Consider the following 17,791-nt stretch of genomic DNA (forward strand, 5'->3'; position numbering starts at 1 on the left):
GGAGACGCGAGCAATAATTACGTACTATAGCATCCAGCAATCAGGCCATTGGATTCGATGACACGGGGCGGAAGATATCCGCGACGTGCATCGCCGCTCTACGCTCATCACTCCGACTCGACCATGAACTGGATTTCGGTCAGGTACTTTTTAGGATTGCCACGAAAGATCATGCCGGGCCCCTTGTGATAGACCTCGCGAGTCGGCATCGAACAGGTCATGTCCTTCGAGGAAATGTAGGTCAGCATTTTTTCGTAGGACCTTCTGAGTTCTTCGTAGGGGCCCAGGTGCATCAGCGACAAGCATCGGCCACCGGGTAGCTGGTGGACACTGATTTCGTCCGTCGAAGTGCCTTTTTTGATGGGCATCGCTGCTTCGAAATCGGCGTCGTCAGCTTTGTATTCGCCATCGTGATGCAGCATCATGGCCTTGCCGCAAATGTGTCGGCCGAACTTGCGTCCGATCTTTCCAAAACCACTTCCGCAATCACTGTATTTTCCCTTCATGCGAATGCTGGCGACCAGCATGGGATCGACGGTTTTCTCTTCGACTTCGTAGCTAGTCTGCGTCATGGTGGTGACTGCCTCTTTTTCGTGGTGGATGATTTTCTTCAGCAAACCATCGATACGACGATCGTTCCGCATTCGATCACGAATCTCACTTTGGCGAGATTCCAAGAACGCGACGATGTCAGCGTCGTCATCGTGGCTGCTTATGATCTGTTTTATTTCAGCGATCGAAAATTCAAGATCACGTAATAATGCGATCAAACGCGCGGTTTCGATTTTTGACTGCGCATAGAATCGATAGCCGCTACCTGATTCCACATGCGAAGGCACCAAGACACCTTGCTCGTGATAGAACCGAAGGCTCTTCACGGTCAGGTTGGTCATCTTCGAAAATTCACCGATGCTGAACATGCACAGAGTCTACGGGCTCCCGTTAGGGGAGAGTCAAGCGAAAAATTCAAAGTCCATTTGATTGGTTATAGGACCAGCGATTCTAGTGTCGCCCTCGATGACAGCTGCATCCGACTGCATTGCAATAGTCGCTTGTGCGGCTGACTCCGCCATCGCGAAGCCAATAGAAATCAGGTCGGGGTGCGTCGTCGCCATGTCGATTCATCCGATTTGCCTCGAACACTTCGCCGTTGGCAATCACCAACGCGATTTTTTCACTGTCTCGAATGCGTTTACTTGGATCCGCTTGCTTGCGAAGGACAACCAAATCAGCCAACTTGCCGACTTCGATCGATCCGAGGTCTTTGTCCAACCCAAGGTACTTTGCGCCGTTGATCGTTCCGCATCGTAGCGCCTGCATCGGCGTCATGCCTCCCTGGACAAAACTCCACATTTCCCAGTGGGTACAGATCCCGGACAGTTGACCGTGTCCGCCGGTTTGAACTAGGCCCCCATCGTCGACTACTTGCCGAGCGATCTCGGCGACCCGCATGTGGTTGTAGTCTTCTTCAGGGGCTTTTTCGCGTCGGCGTGATCGTGGGTTCAAAATGTGAGGCGGAATGAATGTCCGCAGTCGTGTGTGCAACCAGAGGTCGTCGATCTGGTACCAATAGCGTTCACCTGATAATCCTCCGTACGCGACGTTCAGCGTGGGCGTGTATCCGACCTGCGTGCCACGCCATAAATCCATCACGTCGTCGTAGGCTGTCTGCACTGGAAGCGTGTGTTCGATTCCGGTGTGCCCATCGACGATCATCGTCATGTTGTGCATAAACGTGGATCCGCCTTCTGGGACCACCATCATGTCCAGTTCACGCGCCGCAGCGAGGACTTGTTGTCGTTGATCACGACGGGGTTGGTTGTAGCTCTTGACCGTAAAGGCACCGACGGCCTTCATTCGTTTGAGATGAAACCGAGCATCGTCCAGCGAATCGATTTCGGCTTTGCCAGCGCCCGTCGCTCCGTAAAGAATTTTGCCCGTCGAAAAAGTTCGCGGCGCTGTGATCAAACCTGCTTTTGTCAATTCGCTGGCCGCAAAAATGCTATGCGTGTCGTTGCTAGGGTCGTGAATCGTGGTCACACCAAACGCCAATCGTGCGTAGTCCACCCAGTTGTGTTGCGGCGTCATGCCGAAGGTAGCCTGGGCACCGTGAGCATGCGCGTCGATCAATCCTGGCATGATGATTTGACCGCTGACGTCGGTCTGGACGTATCCATCAGGAATCTTGATTTCGTCTCGAGACCCAACAGCAACGATGCGGTTCTGGTCGATCAAGATCACTCCATCATCGATCTCGCCCGCGTTGCCCATGGTCAAGATTCTTCCACCCACCAATGCACGCTTGGTTTCGGGACGCGCCGCCGGATATGAAAAACCGAGGGAGACACTTTCGACGATCGATTCTGGTTCTGTCGGCTCATTATCGTCAACTTCGTCTTCCAGTTCTTCGTCTTCTGTGGTCTTGGGCGTTAGTGCTTGCTCCAGGCTGCACGTAAAGAACTCGGGCCCCAGGCTCCAGTGCAAGGACTGGCTGTCGCCTGAAAAATGTACAAAGTCGCCCGCTTGCTCGCTGACTTTCACCACGGGCAAACCCTTTGCACCGGGGCCGACGACAATGGGCTTGGGCGAAGCGACGAACGGAGTCAAGAAAACATGAAAGCGTTCGATCAACGCCACGTGCTTTCCATTGGGTGAAACGCGAAAGTCGGTTGCCCAGTCACTTTTGTAGTGTTCGCGAACTTCATTGCCCAAGCGATCGACCGAAACCAACATGACGTTGTCCGACTCTTTCTCCGATTTTCGACGCGTGACAAAAATACGTTCCCCACTGGTTTCAAATTGAGGCCGCGAACCGTTTTCGCATACAAGGCTAGGTTTGCCGTCACGTGTTGCTGTGATGTAGATGCCTCCGTCACGCGACCACAGCGATGATCGAATATGACCGCCACCGCGTTTTTCAAAAACAATGTCTTTACCATCGGGGGAGAACGCTGGGTTCATGTAGTGGCCCGGTTCGCTGGTGACGATCCAACTTTCGCTTCGATTCAAATCGGTTGACGAAACTCGTACGGTTCCCAATTCACGGTCGTTCCAAGTCGTGTAAACGATGTACTTTCCATCTCGAGAAAACGATGGCGAAAATTCAAAGTGTTCGGTTTGATCCGTCAATCGTTTTGGTTCGCCATCGGGTAGCGTTCGCAGATACAGATGTCCCAATGCTTGGAAGACGACCTGATCTCCATCAGGCGACACCTGCACGTCTTGCAGCATCTTGACGTCAAAGTTGTCCTGGCCGACGCGGACGACGTGCCGGACTGCTTTGCGAATCTGACGCTCATCACGGATGCGAAAAGGGACGACTGCGGAATCGCCCGATTCGACGTCGATGCGGCGGATTTTTCCTTTCGCCCAAATCACGATGGACTTCCCATCGGGCATCCAATCAAAACCACTGTAGACGCCGTGTATCGCCCAGGCTTCTTGCATATCGCGTTCCAAGTCATCGTAGACCAAGCGAATGCTTCCGGACTGCAAATCAAACAGGTGCAATCCGGTTTTGACGCCGACGCGTCGAACGAACGCAAGTGTCTTGCCGTCGGGTGAAGGCGTCGGACGGCAAGCTCCACCGGGACCGCGGATCAACGTTTTTGTTTCGCCTTTGACTAAATCCAATTGTTTGATCGAGTAGATGCCTTGATGGGAGTTCTTGTCGTACTCGAATTGGTCGCCGGGAGTTGTGTCTTGGCTGTAGTAGAGGTAACGACCATCGGGCGAATAGACGGCTTCGTTGACGTCTTTTTGGTCGTTGGGACGCTCGGTCAATTGGACGCCAGCAGTGGCGTTCATCGACACAGCATCGCGGTGATACATCCAGAATTCACCCGCGCCCAGCGATCGGCGGCTGGTAAAGTGCTTGCGAGCCACCAAGTAATCTCCGTTGGGTGACCAGGTCGGGCCATTAAGCAACCGATAGGCTTCGTCGGTTACCTGAGTCGGACTAGACCCGTCGGACGCGATGACCCAAATGTTGTCGCCGGCTTTCTTGCTCTTGCCGGTCCGGTCGCTCGTGATGGCAAGGTACTTTCCGTCGGGGCTGTACCGCGGTTGCATTTCCCACGACACGGTGTTGGTCAAATTCTTGGGGAAGCGTTTCTGCGTCGCTGCCGTTCCATCGGCCCCATCGATTGGCATCACATAGATATCGCCCAGCAAGTCGAATGCGATTTCTTTTCCATCGGGACTGACATCCAGGTTAATCCAAGTCCCTGAGTCGCAGTCGATCGTTTGCACTCCGGCCGGACCGGGAGGTGATTCGATATCCCAGGTGTCCTTTTCCTGAGCGGTCGGGGCCGATTCGTCGGCTTGGACGACCACGGGAACGAAGAGAAACGCTGCAAGAACCAGTCGATAAAACATGCTAAGCCGGAAAACTCGAGAGAGAACAACGGGGACGACCGCAATCATAGTCGATCGATTCGACGTGCCGAAACTCGTCATCGGCAGGTCTCGTTCTCTACGCGATTGCCCGGCCCAACTAACTGTGGGATAACGTGCCGCTGAATGACATTCGGCCAGCTATTGCGGCTCGATGAGCATCGGTGTTCTTTCTGTTCAAACCATTTTTATTTGCGACGCGTTTTGATGACTAAGACTTACAAGATTGTGGTACTCGGTGGCGACGGAATTGGGCCCGAGGTCACCGACCAAGCTGTCCGTTTGTTGAAAGAAATTCAGCCGCAATTGAGTGGTGTTGCTTTTGAATTTGACGAGCACTCCGTCGGTGTCGGTGAGTACCAGAAGAATGGCGACGCGCTCCCCGAAACGGCTTTCGAAGCCTGTCGCAATTCGGACGCGATTTTGCTCGGCGCGATGGGATTGCCCAATGTCCGCTATCCCAACGGAAAGGAAATTGCCCCGCAACTGGATCTTCGCGAAAAGTTAGATCTCTATGGTGGCGTTCGACCCATCGAACTTTTTCACGAAGCCGACACTCCGCTGAAAAATTATGGCCCCGGCGAGATCGATTTCGTTTTGGTGCGCGAAAGTACCGAAGGTATCTTTGCAGGCCGAGATGCGGTGGCTGATCTGGACGCTGACGAATCGCTGAATATTATCCGTATCACACGCAAAGGTGCCGAGCGAGTTTGCCGGATGGCGTTTGAAGTCGCACGCAAACGCGACAAGGCAAAAAAGGTATCGTTGATCGACAAAGCCAATGTGCTGTCAACGATGGTTTACTTTCGCCACATTTTTGATGAAGTTGCCAAGGACTTTCCCGACATCACGGCCGAACATGTGTATGTGGATGCTTCAGCGCTGTTCATGGTCCGTCGCCCACACGATTTTGACGTGATGGTGACCGAGAATATGTTTGGCGACATCTTGAGTGATTTGGCTGCGGGGCTTGTTGGCGGAATGGGCATGGCTCCCTCGGCGGATATCGGCGACAAGGCCGCCGTTTTCCAGCCTTCGCATGGTTCCGCACCCGATATTGCAGGGCAGGGCATCGCAAATCCGATCGCGATGATCTTGTCGGCTGTCATGATGCTTCAGTGGTTCGACAATGATGAGACACGTCGCGCGGGGGCGGCATTGCACGCGGCCGTCGCAAGAGTGCTTTCGGACCCCAGCAATCGCACGCCCGACATGGGCGGCAAACTTTCGACAACTCAGATCACGGACGCAATCTCGATCGCGTTGAAAGACGCGTTAAATTAATACTCCGCCGGTCTATCCCGCTTCGCGAATGCTGAGACAGTTTTGGCGTGCGACGATAATGTGATCAAGCACGTTGATTCCAATCAGCTTGCCAGCTTCGGTCAGCCGATCGGTCACCTGCAGGTCTTGTCGGCTGGGAGTCGGGTCGCCGCTGGGATGATTATGCACCAGTAGGACAGCCGACGCTGCATCGCGAATGGCAGGACGGAAGACTTCACGCGGATGGACAAGGCTGGCGTCCAGTGTGCCAACAGTGATGCGATGCGTCCGAATGGGTTTGTGTTTTGTGTCCAGCGTTACGATGTGAAATTCTTCTTGCACCGCATCGTGCGCTAGTCGCGAAAATTCGCGTTGGCAGTACTCGATGGCTGCATGGGTGCTGGTGATTTTGACCGATTCGTTGGGGTCGGTTTGGTCCGCGCTGGCAACGCGACGTCCCAGTTCGATGCCCGCCATGATGGTGGCGTAACTTGACTGGGTAGCCGCCGCGCTGATCGCTTTCAAGTCTGCCGGGCTGGTTTTGGAAAGAGCAGGTAGTTCGTTGGCAAACCGATTGGAGATTTTGGTTCCACCCGCGATGGCCGATTCATTTCGTACACCGACTCGGATCAGGATCGCTATCAGGTCGGCATTGCTCAGCGTGTGAGCGCCGTCGCGTAGAAGTCGTTCTCGCGGTCGCTCTTGTTCGGGCGTTTCCTTGATTTGCAGTCCATGGATCTGTTGGTCAATCCATTGGTCAAGCTGAAAATCCGTTGAGAGCCAAGCGTACCGTTTTTGATCTGCGAATATTTTCTCTTGCAGCAGTCCTTCGCGAACGAGTTGCTTGATGGTGGTCGTAACATACGCCGGCGCCGATTCGCTGCACATTTCTTTTGCTTGATTGTGCGAAAATTCACGAACCGCGATCAGCGGCTGAAGTACCTGCTCAAGCCGTTTGCGTCGATCGGACATTTGCTACCCCGTCAATGAGCGGCTGAACGGTCAGCGAGGAAAATACTGGCTGCCATGCGCGTTGCCAAAGTACTGACTGGAGTGAGCTCCGCCCCAAGTGCTAGACGTCGACGGTGTTTGATAAACACGAACACGCGGTGCCCGATAGGCAGGGTACCGATACGACGGATAGCGATAGTTCGGATAGTACGCGCGAGACTGGTAGGGATTGCCGTAGTACGCTTGGTAGCCGTTGGGATAATACGGCACCGCGTAAGGTGTCACCGGCGTGTAGTTGAATGTCGGTGCGACGATAATTTGAGCTTCACTTTCGGAGGTCCACGCGGCCGAGAAAGCGAAGGCCAAAGCCAAGAGGCTCAGCTGATAGCCGAGCCGAGAGCGGAGTCGAAAACTGGCGCGTTGCATTAAAGCGTCTCTTGCAGAAAGAGGAGAATCCCAAACAAGGAGTTACACCATCACCGTATCAGTTTGGCCAGTGCAGTCAAGAAAATCGGTCCATTCCAGCTAGATAGCCCGGGAAAAACGCACGAAAAGCCGGCGGTGGTACCCGGACAAGCTGGCGGATGCGGCGCGTCTGGACCGGCGTCACTCACCGTAGAAGCACAGGTAGGCCGTCGCTTCTTTGACGTGCACGAGGAACTTTTGATTCGCCGCGACTTTAAACTCGCTGCCCGCAGTAAAGGTTTCGAGATTGTCTTGGCCGGGGAGTTTCGCTTGCAGCGATCCCGAGACGATCTTCATCAGCTCGTTTTCGCTGGTGCCAAATTCGTATTCACCTGGAACCATCACGCCGGCGGTTGCGCGACCTTCGCTGTTTTCGAAACCGATTGAAGTGACGTTGCCGTCGAAGTATTCGTTGACTTTCAAGAGAGAGCTCCGAGAGAGTGGGTTTTAAGAAATAGGAGTGTCGACGAGAACAAGGCTGTCGAGGACGTCCTTGATCGCCAGCGATTGGCGTTCGCGTTTGCAGAACACGTTGACTTCGTCGTAACCGCACCTTTGCAGAAACGCCAGTGCATTCTCGTAGCCATCCGCGACGCGCTGGATTTGATGCGCGTCAGCGCCGATGGTGACGGGGATGTTTCGCCGGCGCATTTCGCGAAGCATCGTGGGGTTGGGATTCATTTCGGATATCGTTTTGTTCACACCCGATGTGTTCAGTTCCATCGCGACGCCGGTCGCCGCAATCCGATCCAAGGCGTCACAAATGTCCGGCATGATGGCATCCAGGTTCCACGCTTTGGATGTAAAGTTCTTGATCAAGTCGGGATGTGCCAGTGAATCAAACAGGCCGGTTTCCGCTGACTGAGCGAGATGCCGGAAGTACGTTCTTTGGACTTCCAGCAAGTCATCTTGCCAATACGATTTGCGCCATTCAGGAATCTGTGGATGAACGGATCCCAGGACGAAGTGAAAATCGGCCGACTGAAGTTGCTTTTCCAGGTAGCCCTCGTGGCCTTCAAAGTAGTCCGCTTCGATACCGAGTCGCACATCGATGCGTCCTTCCCATTCCGATCGAGTTGTTTCGACCAAGTTGAGATATTCGTCAAATTGATCTTCACGCATTCGGACTGGCGCCGAAAAACCGTTGGGCATTGGATTGTGACAAGTCACGATCAATCCACGCAAACCTCGTGCGAGCGCGTGAGCCGCATACTGAGTCGGCAATCCATCGGCATGCATGCACAGTGGGGTATGCGAATGAGATTCGTAGTAAATTGGGTCGGACATAGTGTGGGGTTGGGTGTCGCTTTTCGGGAGGATCGACGGCGACATTACGTTAATCGGTTTTGAACATTTGGGCGAGGTCATCACCTTGGGCTAGGAAGGCTAGACTGAGGGCGGCCCCCCTTTATCGATTCTTCATGAGAAATTTCACCATGCCTACCGAGCGGCTGATCCTTCGGTTTTTTGCAACCGTTTCGTTGTGTCTCGTTGCCGCGATCGGGCAAGCCCAAGAGAATCGCAAACGCCAACCCAATGTGCTTTTCATTGCGGTCGATGATTTGGCTTGCTCGTTGAGCTGCTACGGCGATTTGATTGCCAAGACGCCGCATATCGATCGTCTCGCCGCGACGGGCGTGCGTTTTGACAGAGCTTACAACCAACTGCCGCTCTGCAATCCAACGCGAGCATCGGTGATGACCGGGCTGCGACCCGATACGATCAAGGTTTACGACTTGGACCGGCATTTTCGTGACGAGGTTCCCGACGTGGTCACCCTGTCACAGGCCTTTCAACAAGCCGGCTACTTTGCAGCTCGCGTTGGAAAAATTTATCACTACAACGTCCCCGCATCGATCGGAACCGATGGGTTTGACGACCCGCCGTCTTGGAATCAAACGATCAACCCCAAGGGCCGCGACAAGACGGACGAGGCGATGGTGTTCAATGCGGAACCGCATCGCAAAATTAGCGGAGCGCTGAGCTGGTTGGCGGCCGATGGCGAAGACGAGGAACAGACCGACGGCATGATTGCCAGCGAAGCGATCAAGTTGATGCGAGCCAAAAAGAACGAGCCGTTTTTTTTGGGCGTCGGTTTCTTTCGTCCACATACACCCTACGTGGCACCCAAGAAGTACTTTGACATGTATCCGGTCGACGAGCTGCGTTTGCCTTATGCACCTCCGGGTGACCGTGATGACATTCCGCCAGCGGCGTTTGCGCACAATTGCCCGGTGCCCAACTACAGCCTTGACCAACCAACGCTACTGAAAGCCACACAGGCGTACTACGCCTGTGTGTCGTTTGTCGATGCACAGGTGGGGCGATTGCTTGAAGCGTTGGACGAATTGCAATTGGCCGATGATACGATCGTCGTGTTTTGGAGCGACCATGGCTACCATCTCGGCGAACACAACGGTGTCTGGCAAAAGCGAACTTTGTTTGAACAAGGTGCTCGAGCGCCGCTGATCATTCGTGCGGCTGGTCGCAGTGGGAACGGGACGTCTTGTCCTCGCGTGGTCGAGTTCGTCGATATCTACCCAACGCTAACCGAGCTGGCTGGCATCCAATCGCCGCCAGGGTTGGAAGGCCGCTCGCTACTGCCGCTGATCAAGGATCCGATCGCAGCGTGGGATGGTTTTGCCGTCACACAAGTCCTGCGTCCCGCCGACAACCGACTCGCCACGCAGGTCATGGGGTGTAGTATTCGGACCGAGCGATGGCGGTTTACTGAATGGGGCGAAGGCAAAAATGGCGTTGAACTTTACGATCATCACGCCGATCCGATGGAATTCAATAATCTGGCGGAAACCCCCTCGCCGCAAGTTCAGGTCACGATCGATCGTTTGCGTCCGATGCTCCGGCAGCGTGCTTCGGGGAAAATACCGACCGTGCCGGTCAACCCCGCTCGCCTTTAGCATCAAAATCTAGAGAGGGGGAAATTTGCTCGGTTCGCCTTCCTGCTAGAATTTTCGGTCTTCCTGAATAATACTCTCAGCATGATTTTTGCATGTTGATCCATGCGCTTTGGACTCTTTCGCAACTAGGTACCCATACGTGATGAAACTGATCCTGAAGCCGGCAATCGTCGGATTGATGGCCGGACTGTTTGTTTCGGTAAGCCACGCCGATCTCCCCGTCAATGAACTCAGCCTTTCCGAAGAAAAAAGCGGTTGGAAGCTTTTGTTCGATGGCAAGTCCATGGACGAATGGCGCAACTACAAGAAAGAGGACCTTTCCGAGGGCTGGAAACTAGTCGACGGAACGATCGTGCGCGCCGATCGCGGTGCTGGCGACATCGTGACCAAAAAGAAGTACGGCGCGTTTGAGCTTTCGCTGGAATACAAAATTAGCAAAGGCGGCAACAGTGGCGTGATGTATCACGTCGTCGAAGGCGACGGACCACCGTGGCATAGCGGTCCAGAAATTCAGGTCCAAGACAATGTTGATGGACACGATCCGCAGAAAGCGGGCTGGCTTTACCAACTGTATCAGCCGCAGGTGCCTCGTTGGGCCAAAGTCAAAACGATTCCCGATTCGACCAAGCCTGCTGGCGAGTGGAATCAGCTTTACATTCGCATCGACCCGCGTCAGAGCGAAGTGTGCATGAACGGCGTGTTGTACTACCGCTTTAAAATGGGCGACAAAAAGTGGGATGAGCTGGTCGCAAAAAGTAAGTTCGGCAAGTTCCCGGGCTTTGCTAAAGCCGGCGAAGGGCATATCTGTTTGCAGGACCACGGCAACGAAGTCGCTTACCGAAATATCAAGGTTCGCGAACTTGGTCCCGACGGTGAAGTGCCGCAGCCGATCGATGGCGAGATGAGCTTGAAAGGTGAATTGGCGTTTCCCAATCTCAAGTGGGATCAGTGGGAAGCGATCAACGAAGACGGCCGCGTGCGTCCCCTTCGTCTGATGGAATTGACCTACGCCGATGATGATTCGAATCGGTTGTTTGTGGCGTCACAGTACGGTGCCATTTGGACGTTTGAAAACCAGAGAGACGTATCGCAGTCACACTTGCTGTTGGACTTGCGAGACAAAGTTTACGACTGGAAGAAGCCTGGAGCCAACGAACAAGGCCTGCTTGGTTTGGCCATGCATCCGAATTTCAAGAACAACGGCCATTTTTACGTCTACTATTCGCATACCGACAACAAACGGTCGATCGTATCGCGATTCACGGTGCCAAAGGAAACGCCAAACAAAGCGGATCCGGCATCTGAAAAAATCATCATGGATATTGAACAGCCGTACCAGAATCACAATGGTGGCTGCATCGAATTTGGACCAGACGGGTTTTTGTACATCGGCCTGGGCGACGGCGGCGACCGCAATGACCCGCAAGCGAACGGACAAGATTTGTCGACTCATTTGGGGGCGATTTTACGAATCGATGTGAATTCGCCTTCGGGTGACAAGCCGTATTCGATTCCAAACGACAACCCGTTTGTAAACATCGAAGGTGCCAAACCAGAAATTTACGCACACGGGCTACGAAATCCATGGCGATTTGGTTTTGACAAAGAGACCGGCGATCTTTGGCTGGGAGACGTCGGCCAAGAGCTTTGGGAAGAGGTCAATATCATCGAAAAAGGCGGCAACTACGGGTGGAGCCGTCGCGAAGGTACCCACGCATTTGGAAATCGACCGGCGGTTGCCAACACGACCCAGCCGCTTGACCCGATCTGGGAATACGATCATCGCATCGGCAAATCGATCACGGGCGGGCGAGTGTATCGCGGGTCGCGCATGCCGCAGTTGTTCGGAAAGTACTTGTATGCCGACTACGTTACAGGTCGCGTTTGGGCGTTGACGTACGACAAAGCCAGTGGGCGGGCGACCGCAAATGAACAAGTCGTTCCCGATACAATTCCTGTGCTGGCTTTTGGCGAAGACCAAAACGGTGAGATCTACTATCTGACCAACAGCCCCAAAGGCGAGAGCATCTACCGTTTCGCGAATGAATAGTCCCTGGCAATTAAGCCTAGGCAAGTAGTCATCGACAAATAGACGCGGTGCAATTCGGCGAAGTATGCCGAGTGTCGCTGGCACACATGCTCACTAGCAAGGCAGCAGGTACGATTGATCGTGCCTGCTGCCTTTTTTATTTGCTGCTTGGAGTCACTTGTTTTCGACGCGGTACAGCGCCGATTTGCTGCGCAGAATCATCGCATCGCCGACGACGGCGGCAGAAGCCATAAAGCCATCACCGAGAGTCGATTCCGCGAGAGCTAAAAATTTGATTCCTGGTTGCAGCGTAGTCACGTTGCCTTCGATGCTGAACAGATACAGCTTTCCGCCGGCGTAGACAGGAGAGGCAGCGTAAGAGCCGCCGATCCGTTTTTGCCAATGCAGGTCGCCCGTTTTGGGATCTCGGCAAGTCGCAATGCCATCGTCGCTAATCATGTAGAGCAAGCCATCGACGATCAGCTGCGACGATTTTTTGGCCACCCCTTTGTTGGCCGACCACGCGATGTGAGTCCCCGTTACATCGCCTTTTCCGTTTGCGGCCACCGCTACCATGGATCCCATGCCGTTGGTGATAAATACCAGTCCGTCATGGTAGATGGGCCGCGCCGATGCGTTCATTCCATCGTGGTAAGCCGTCCAAATCGCTTTCCCAGTCTCAGGGGCATACGCGATGGTGGCGACTGCGCTGGGGTACACCAACTGCTCTTTGCCGTCGACGTTGATGATATGTCCAGTGCAGTAGGCTTTCATACGGTCGCCGTTGTCAGTGCCGTAATCGATGTCCCGATCGGTTTTCCAAATCGTTTTGCCGGTGTTCTTGTCGAGGGCGACGACGTACTGCACATCGAATCCGTCGTAGGCGACGAACAGTTTATTGCCATGAATGATGGGTGACGAAGCCGGTCCGCGATGGTGGTCGCATTCCAAGTCGCGCCGCTCCCAAATGGTTTCGGCGGTGTCCATGTCCAAGCAGGCAGTCAAGTAGCTACCAAAGTGAACGTAGACTCGGCCGGCTTCGAGAATTGGTGTGGGCGTCGCGTAACTGTTCATCGGATGACAGAACGCGGGGTCGGGATTTTCGCAAACGACTTTGTCAATCAAGATTTTGCCGGACGTAGCGTCGACGCAGACGACGGACATTTTCTGACCGTCTTCGGTCGCCGTCGTGAGCCAAATTTTGTTGTCCCAAACAACTGGCGAAGACCAACCTTTGCCATGTATCGGCGTCGACCAAGTCACGACCGAAGAATCGATTGTTGTAGGCACGTTGGCGGCGCCGGCTTGCGTCTGGACCGCTTGCCCATCACCTGTTGGACCGCGGAACTGAGGCCATTGATTTGTCTGGGCAGTTGCCTCTGTCGGACAAGCCAGAATCGCAATGAAAATGGCGCAGGGCAAAAAGGTTTTCATGATTTGTTTTCATCGGGAGGAAAAGGAGGTGGGGCCGATTTCGCGAACGCCAGTCTAGCCCTTCGCGTGATTCGGATTCGGCAAGTTTAACAAGTCAGTCCGCAGGCGTTTATTCGACTTTCAAAAGCAAGCGATTGCGTTTAAGGCAGCTTCTTCAGATCCGCTCGGCTATCGGCGTAGGTTTCGCAGAAGGCCAAGGCTGCGGGATCAGGATCAGTGTTCCAATTCTGGCAGGCTTGCAGGTAAATCTGCGGCCACCAGTTGCGATGCTCTGTCAGTCCCTGGTCGCGGTAGGTTTGCCAGTGGCTGAGAACTTGAGACCAGCAGTCGTCACCATACTGCATGGCTTCATTGAGCGATCCAAATTTGGGGACATACCAGCGACGGCCAATCTGAGCATGCAGGACTTCATCGGCCCAGTCAAAATCTTGGAAGAGAGCTGAAAGTGCATCGCCACTTTTGACGCCGACTTCCCATTCGTATTTCTTGCCCGTTCGTGGCATCAGTCCTTGTTCGATAAAGAACAGCACTCCGTGTCGCTGCCGGGCATCGAGCTGGAGATTCAGGTTTCGCGCCCAAGTAAAATTGATCGGGATTTCTGTCCAATCGATGCCGTTGGCGACAAAGCCGACTTCACCCATCATCGCATGCCGCGCTTCGTCCCACAGTTGGCGTGTCATTTCAGCGTGAAATTCCCAGGGCTCTTCATCGCGAAGTTCAACCAAGATACTGGCCATCATCTCCGGGACATCGATTTCGCGAATGCGTTTGTAGTACATCATCAACGTTTTGTCCCGAGCGGAGAAACTCTCGTCGTACAGAAACGCTTCTGGATTGACGCCAGCATTGAACGAATCTTGGAATCGTTCGTCACGTTGAGGCTCATTCTGAAACTGAAAAGCTGTCTCGCTACTTCGCCGTGGCGGGAGATCCGGAGCGGTTTCGATTTGTGTTCCATCAATCAAGCCGGCTGCTTGGACGATCGATTCTAAGTACACCTGCGTGTCGTCTGTTTTGCCCGGTTCTTTGGCGGCATGGGCGCGAACGCAGGCGATCGCTTGGGTGCCGATCGTGACGATTTCGGAAAGTTCGAATCGAATTAGTTTGGCGGTTCGTACCGTAGGAGCGTCAGCCAATGGATGCGCGTCGTGCATCAGGCGTTCGCAGGCAGATAGAACGGCCGGAATCGCGACTCCGTACGTACCGATCAGAAAATCGACGGTCGTGGAAGCACAGATGATTTCGTCCAGCAATTGATCCAGGGCAGGGCAGGGGACTTTGTCCAGTCCCAGGGGCGGTTCGCGCATCTCACCAACGCGGCTGCGGAGCAACGTCACTTGCTCGGCGCAAAGGTAAGCGTGGTGCGAGAAGAGTGTCTTGAGCTCGTAAATGGGTTCGGCGGTCACTCGAGAGACGAATGCTTCGTGGAGCCGCTTGAGGCAGAAGTGCAATCGCTTGAGTCGGCTGACGCTCTCGTCGAGGCTCCAGTCCGAATCAACTGCCGTGTTCATTTCACAAAGCCCGGCCAGAGCCGGCAGTCCAAAGTAGGAAGGCGGAACTGAAGCTGTCATTGATGACTCGTGGTGTTGTTGGGAGGAGAACGAACCGTGGTGCGTGGTCGAATGAGTAGTGTCGACGCACGGGCCAGGCGAGGGGGGCGAACGCCGATTCAGGAGTCGAAGGGCGACATTGACAACATTCTAACGCAGCGGACTTTCGCCGCTCCACCGAAGTGTTGCGGATACCCACCAGGTGGGTTTTTATCCTTCCTACGTGCCTTGACGCTCCTTTGGGGCATCGATTAACAGGGTCTTATCCCTGAGACGCAGCGGCCAATTTGATTGGGGCATCGCGGGTCACATCTCTGATGGAGACCCGGTCGATTGAATTGGCCAAGGAAGTGTTCGATGTCGTTTCAACGCCGTCATTAGCACTGTCTGTTTGGGGATGCAATTAGCGAATGAGCCGCCCAGCACATGTCGACAGCAGTCGACAAGTGTTGGCGGCCTATTGGCTCGTTCTCTTTCTTGTCGACGAAACTAAGGGCATTTAGTTTGAATGAAGGTCAGTGCTACCGTTACGTAGCTGTCTACGGCGTCAACGGTTTCAATGCGTTCGCCGCAGCCACGATGTTGCTTGTCAGCAAGCGAGTTTCCGGACACCGTTGTGACGGAGGCATCCGGTGATGACCTTTGATCGCAATCCTTCTGCAGATCGGACTGAGCCTCTGGTGGGCGAGCATTCGGCCGCGTTCGTTGTTCAGATGCCCATTAACCGAACGCCAGCCGCTCAGACGCCAGTCGCGTCGGCGCCGACGGCCGATTCGCCAAGTGGACTGGACCGACTAGCTCTATTCGACGGTTCGGTGCCTGGAGTCACAAGTCAGCTTGTTCCCCGCGCGGATGCTGCGACGCCCAACGTGCTCATGCTGGAGACGGCGCAGTTCCAGCGAATGGATCTTCCGTCGGCCCTGATTGACCGCATTGCAGTAAGCGACAGTTGGGCGTCCGCTTCGGAGTTCTTTGCTCAAGGCAATGGCGGCTGTCTGTTGATTGATTTCGATTCCAATCGCGAAGCGTGGATTGCTCAACTGGTTGAAAGTGGAAAGTCCTGGTCTCAGATTTCTGTCATTGCGTGTTCGCAAAATGACTCTGGCGCGTCCGCAATGGCAGCTGCCAAAGCAGGTTGCATTGAGTTTGCGGTGCTACCGGATCGTCACGAGGAAGTATCACGCTGCTGTGATCTGGAAAGTGCCATCGGTCGTGCGTGTCACTACGACATGCAAAGTGAAAATTCGCCACAGCAATTTCGTTCTCAGTGGACGACGCTGACTTCGCGTGAGCAAGAAGTGGTGCGTTACTGTCTTGGTAATTCCAATACAAAAGTCATCGCCAAGCAATTGTCGGTGAGTTACCAAACGATCGACAAGCATCGCAATCGAGCACTGCGAAAAATGAACTGCGGCAGCTTGGTCGAATTTGCAAGTTTGCTGTACGGTAAATCAGCTGCGACATAAAACGAAAAACAATCGTTGCGTGCAGCGATGCGAGTGAGCATCGACGGTAAACCCTCGTTGAATGTGGGTTTGTGCAAAACGGATCGATCCGTTTTCCCTCACGCAAAATCAATGACGGGCTTCCGTCAGAACAGGAACGCCGTGTTTTGCTGGGTGCATATTGTGAGGGCAATACCTCGCGGGGAAACCCTCCTGAGTAGTGAGTAAAACACGCATACAAGAAGTCGGATGTTCTGTGGGTTCTCCCTCGATGTTTGTCGAAGATAGTAGTGTGATGGCGTCGCAGTGTTGTCAGCCGGGCGTCACTTCTGATGACAGAAGTGAGAATGCTGATCGAGTTGTTAGCGACATCCTTTTTTAAGAAATTCAACGCCGCCTTGCAGGGGTAAAAGATGGCCGATCAAAACAGAGGCGTATTCATCTACAGTCGCGATGAAGAATGGTCCGAGGTATCTCGCGACATCGTGATTGGCGACGGGTACATCAGCCGCATCGTGGCATCCACCACTGAACTAGTCGCAATCGCAAAGCAGTTCACCGGTGAAGCATGTGTCCTGGTGGACTGTACTGACGAAAGCGTAGATGTCGGTCAGCTCTACCAATCGCTTTCGCAGAACAACCTGCCGATGCCGATGGTGTTGATGGTTGCCGAAAGCCAGATGTCGCTCGCAACTGAACTGACGAACAAGTTCGCTTGTTTGGTGATGTTGAAAGAAACGGGCTTGTCCAAACAACGCCAGGCGATCAACGCAGCGTTTGGACGATTGAAATTGGTAGACCATCAAATGGCAGTTCAGCGCAATCATGGGCGACTGACACAGTTGTCCGAGCGGGAGCGTTCGATTGTCGATTTGGTTGTTGAAGGCGCCCCGAACAAACAGATTGCCAATAAATTGGGTTTGTCGATCAAAACAATCGAACGAGTGCGGCAAAGCGCTTATCGCAAGCTTGAAGTGCGAAGTACCGCTGAAATGACTCGCGCCGTTATCCTGGGTGATTTGCACGATATCGTTCGTGCGGACATTCCTGCGACGCCCGTCTTTGCACCCGTCGTTCCCGCGCCATTTGGTGCATCACGAAACTTCGTGAACAACTGAATAGCTGGCGAGCATCATAATCGTAACAACTCGTGCAGAGCGACCGTCATATAGGCGGTAGGGGGCAACCCCTGCTCTGATCGCTCTTCCGTCGCTGATGGCAACCTAGTGTTCGCCAGTGGCCCGTTGGTGGCCTCCTTGTTACTGGCAGTCTGGTTGGTTCGCGTGATGCGACCGACCACTCCACTTTGATGCAAAGAGAAAACACTGGTGCGAAAGATCA

At 54.0% G+C, this 17,791-nt stretch carries 13 protein-coding genes; 5 read left to right on the forward strand and 8 right to left on the reverse strand.

Annotation, left to right across the window (positions count from 1 at the left end):
• Positions 1-107: 107 nt before the first annotated feature.
• Both K239x_RS01645 and K239x_RS01650 read right to left on the reverse strand, forming a co-directional pair.
• Positions 108-893, reverse strand: a complete 786-nt coding sequence (locus K239x_RS01645; protein WP_419189557.1) for a MerR family transcriptional regulator — start codon at positions 891-893, stop codon at positions 108-110.
• Positions 894-1,002: 109 nt separating this feature from the next.
• A complete protein-coding gene (locus K239x_RS01650) occupies positions 1,003-4,425 on the reverse strand; it encodes an amidohydrolase family protein (RefSeq protein ID WP_145415955.1) in 3,423 nt (1,140 codons plus the stop codon).
• Positions 4,426-4,602: 177 nt separating this feature from the next.
• Between K239x_RS01650 and K239x_RS01655 the strand changes: the two genes are divergently transcribed.
• A complete protein-coding gene (locus K239x_RS01655; protein WP_145415956.1) occupies positions 4,603-5,679 on the forward strand; it encodes an isocitrate/isopropylmalate dehydrogenase family protein in 1,077 nt (358 codons plus the stop codon).
• A 12-nt stretch (positions 5,680-5,691) separates the two neighbouring features.
• On the opposite strand, the gene radC is transcribed toward K239x_RS01655, so the two are convergent.
• The 4 genes from radC to K239x_RS01675 form a co-directional block, all read right to left on the reverse strand.
• Positions 5,692-6,630, reverse strand: a complete 939-nt coding sequence (radC, locus tag K239x_RS01660) for a RadC family protein (RefSeq protein WP_145415957.1) — start codon at positions 6,628-6,630, stop codon at positions 5,692-5,694.
• A 30-nt stretch (positions 6,631-6,660) separates the two neighbouring features.
• The gene (locus K239x_RS01665; protein ID WP_145415958.1) at positions 6,661-7,035 is read right to left on the reverse strand and encodes a hypothetical protein; all 375 of its coding nucleotides are present in this window, start codon (positions 7,033-7,035) and stop codon (positions 6,661-6,663) included.
• A 180-nt stretch (positions 7,036-7,215) separates the two neighbouring features.
• Positions 7,216-7,497 (reverse strand): pyrimidine/purine nucleoside phosphorylase, encoded by a 282-nt coding sequence (gene ppnP, locus K239x_RS01670; RefSeq protein WP_145415959.1) that lies wholly within the window; start codon positions 7,495-7,497, stop codon positions 7,216-7,218.
• A gap of 24 nt (positions 7,498-7,521) precedes the next feature.
• A complete protein-coding gene (locus tag K239x_RS01675; protein WP_145415960.1) occupies positions 7,522-8,361 on the reverse strand; it encodes a histidinol-phosphatase in 840 nt (279 codons plus the stop codon).
• 134 nt (positions 8,362-8,495) lie between these two features.
• On the opposite strand from K239x_RS01675, the gene K239x_RS01680 reads away from it, so the two are divergent.
• Positions 8,496-9,992: a sulfatase gene (locus K239x_RS01680; protein ID WP_419189558.1), complete on the forward strand. Its 1,497-nt coding sequence runs from the start codon at positions 8,496-8,498 to the stop codon at positions 9,990-9,992.
• A 142-nt stretch (positions 9,993-10,134) separates the two neighbouring features.
• Positions 10,135-12,042: a 3-keto-alpha-glucoside-1,2-lyase-like domain-containing protein gene (locus K239x_RS01685; protein WP_145415961.1), complete on the forward strand. Its 1,908-nt coding sequence runs from the start codon at positions 10,135-10,137 to the stop codon at positions 12,040-12,042.
• Between the two features lie 153 nt (positions 12,043-12,195).
• Here K239x_RS01685 and K239x_RS01690 read toward each other — a convergent pair whose 3' ends face one another.
• Together K239x_RS01690 and K239x_RS01695 are read right to left on the reverse strand one after the other, a co-directional pair.
• On the reverse strand, positions 12,196-13,455 hold the full coding sequence (locus K239x_RS01690) for an outer membrane protein assembly factor BamB family protein (RefSeq protein ID WP_145415962.1): 1,260 nt from the start codon (positions 13,453-13,455) through the stop codon (positions 12,196-12,198).
• Positions 13,456-13,595: 140 nt separating this feature from the next.
• Positions 13,596-15,026, reverse strand: a complete 1,431-nt coding sequence (locus K239x_RS01695; RefSeq protein ID WP_145415963.1) for a hypothetical protein — start codon at positions 15,024-15,026, stop codon at positions 13,596-13,598.
• Between the two features lie 614 nt (positions 15,027-15,640).
• Here K239x_RS01695 and K239x_RS01700 point away from each other — a divergent pair.
• Together K239x_RS01700 and K239x_RS01705 are read left to right on the forward strand one after the other, a co-directional pair.
• On the forward strand, positions 15,641-16,471 hold the full coding sequence (locus K239x_RS01700) for a LuxR C-terminal-related transcriptional regulator (protein WP_145415964.1): 831 nt from the start codon (positions 15,641-15,643) through the stop codon (positions 16,469-16,471).
• A 392-nt stretch (positions 16,472-16,863) separates the two neighbouring features.
• A complete protein-coding gene (locus tag K239x_RS01705) occupies positions 16,864-17,568 on the forward strand; it encodes a LuxR C-terminal-related transcriptional regulator (RefSeq protein WP_145415965.1) in 705 nt (234 codons plus the stop codon).
• The last annotated feature ends 223 nt before the right edge of the window (positions 17,569-17,791 follow it).

Source organism: Stieleria marina, from assembly GCA_007741555.1.
GTDB lineage: Bacteria > Planctomycetota > Planctomycetia > Pirellulales > Pirellulaceae > K23-9.

Coding starts and splice junctions, on each gene's coding strand:
- K239x_RS01645 (WP_419189557.1), bottom strand. CDS start 893: ATGACCAACCTGACCGTGAAGAGCCTTCGGTTCTATCACGAGCAAGGT.
- K239x_RS01695 (WP_145415963.1), bottom strand. CDS start 15,026: ATGACAGCTTCAGTTCCGCCTTCCTACTTTGGACTGCCGGCTCTGGCC.
- K239x_RS01650 (WP_145415955.1), bottom strand. CDS start 4,425: ATGATTGCGGTCGTCCCCGTTGTTCTCTCTCGAGTTTTCCGGCTTAGC.
- K239x_RS01655 (WP_145415956.1), top strand. CDS start 4,603: ATGACTAAGACTTACAAGATTGTGGTACTCGGTGGCGACGGAATTGGG.
- radC (WP_145415957.1), bottom strand. CDS start 6,630: ATGTCCGATCGACGCAAACGGCTTGAGCAGGTACTTCAGCCGCTGATC.
- K239x_RS01685 (WP_145415961.1), top strand. CDS start 10,135: ATGAAACTGATCCTGAAGCCGGCAATCGTCGGATTGATGGCCGGACTG.
- K239x_RS01680 (WP_419189558.1), top strand. CDS start 8,496: ATGAGAAATTTCACCATGCCTACCGAGCGGCTGATCCTTCGGTTTTTT.
- K239x_RS01700 (WP_145415964.1), top strand. CDS start 15,641: ATGACCTTTGATCGCAATCCTTCTGCAGATCGGACTGAGCCTCTGGTG.
- K239x_RS01705 (WP_145415965.1), top strand. CDS start 16,864: ATGGCCGATCAAAACAGAGGCGTATTCATCTACAGTCGCGATGAAGAA.
- K239x_RS01675 (WP_145415960.1), bottom strand. CDS start 8,361: ATGTCCGACCCAATTTACTACGAATCTCATTCGCATACCCCACTGTGC.
- K239x_RS01690 (WP_145415962.1), bottom strand. CDS start 13,455: ATGAAAACCTTTTTGCCCTGCGCCATTTTCATTGCGATTCTGGCTTGT.
- K239x_RS01665 (WP_145415958.1), bottom strand. CDS start 7,035: ATGCAACGCGCCAGTTTTCGACTCCGCTCTCGGCTCGGCTATCAGCTG.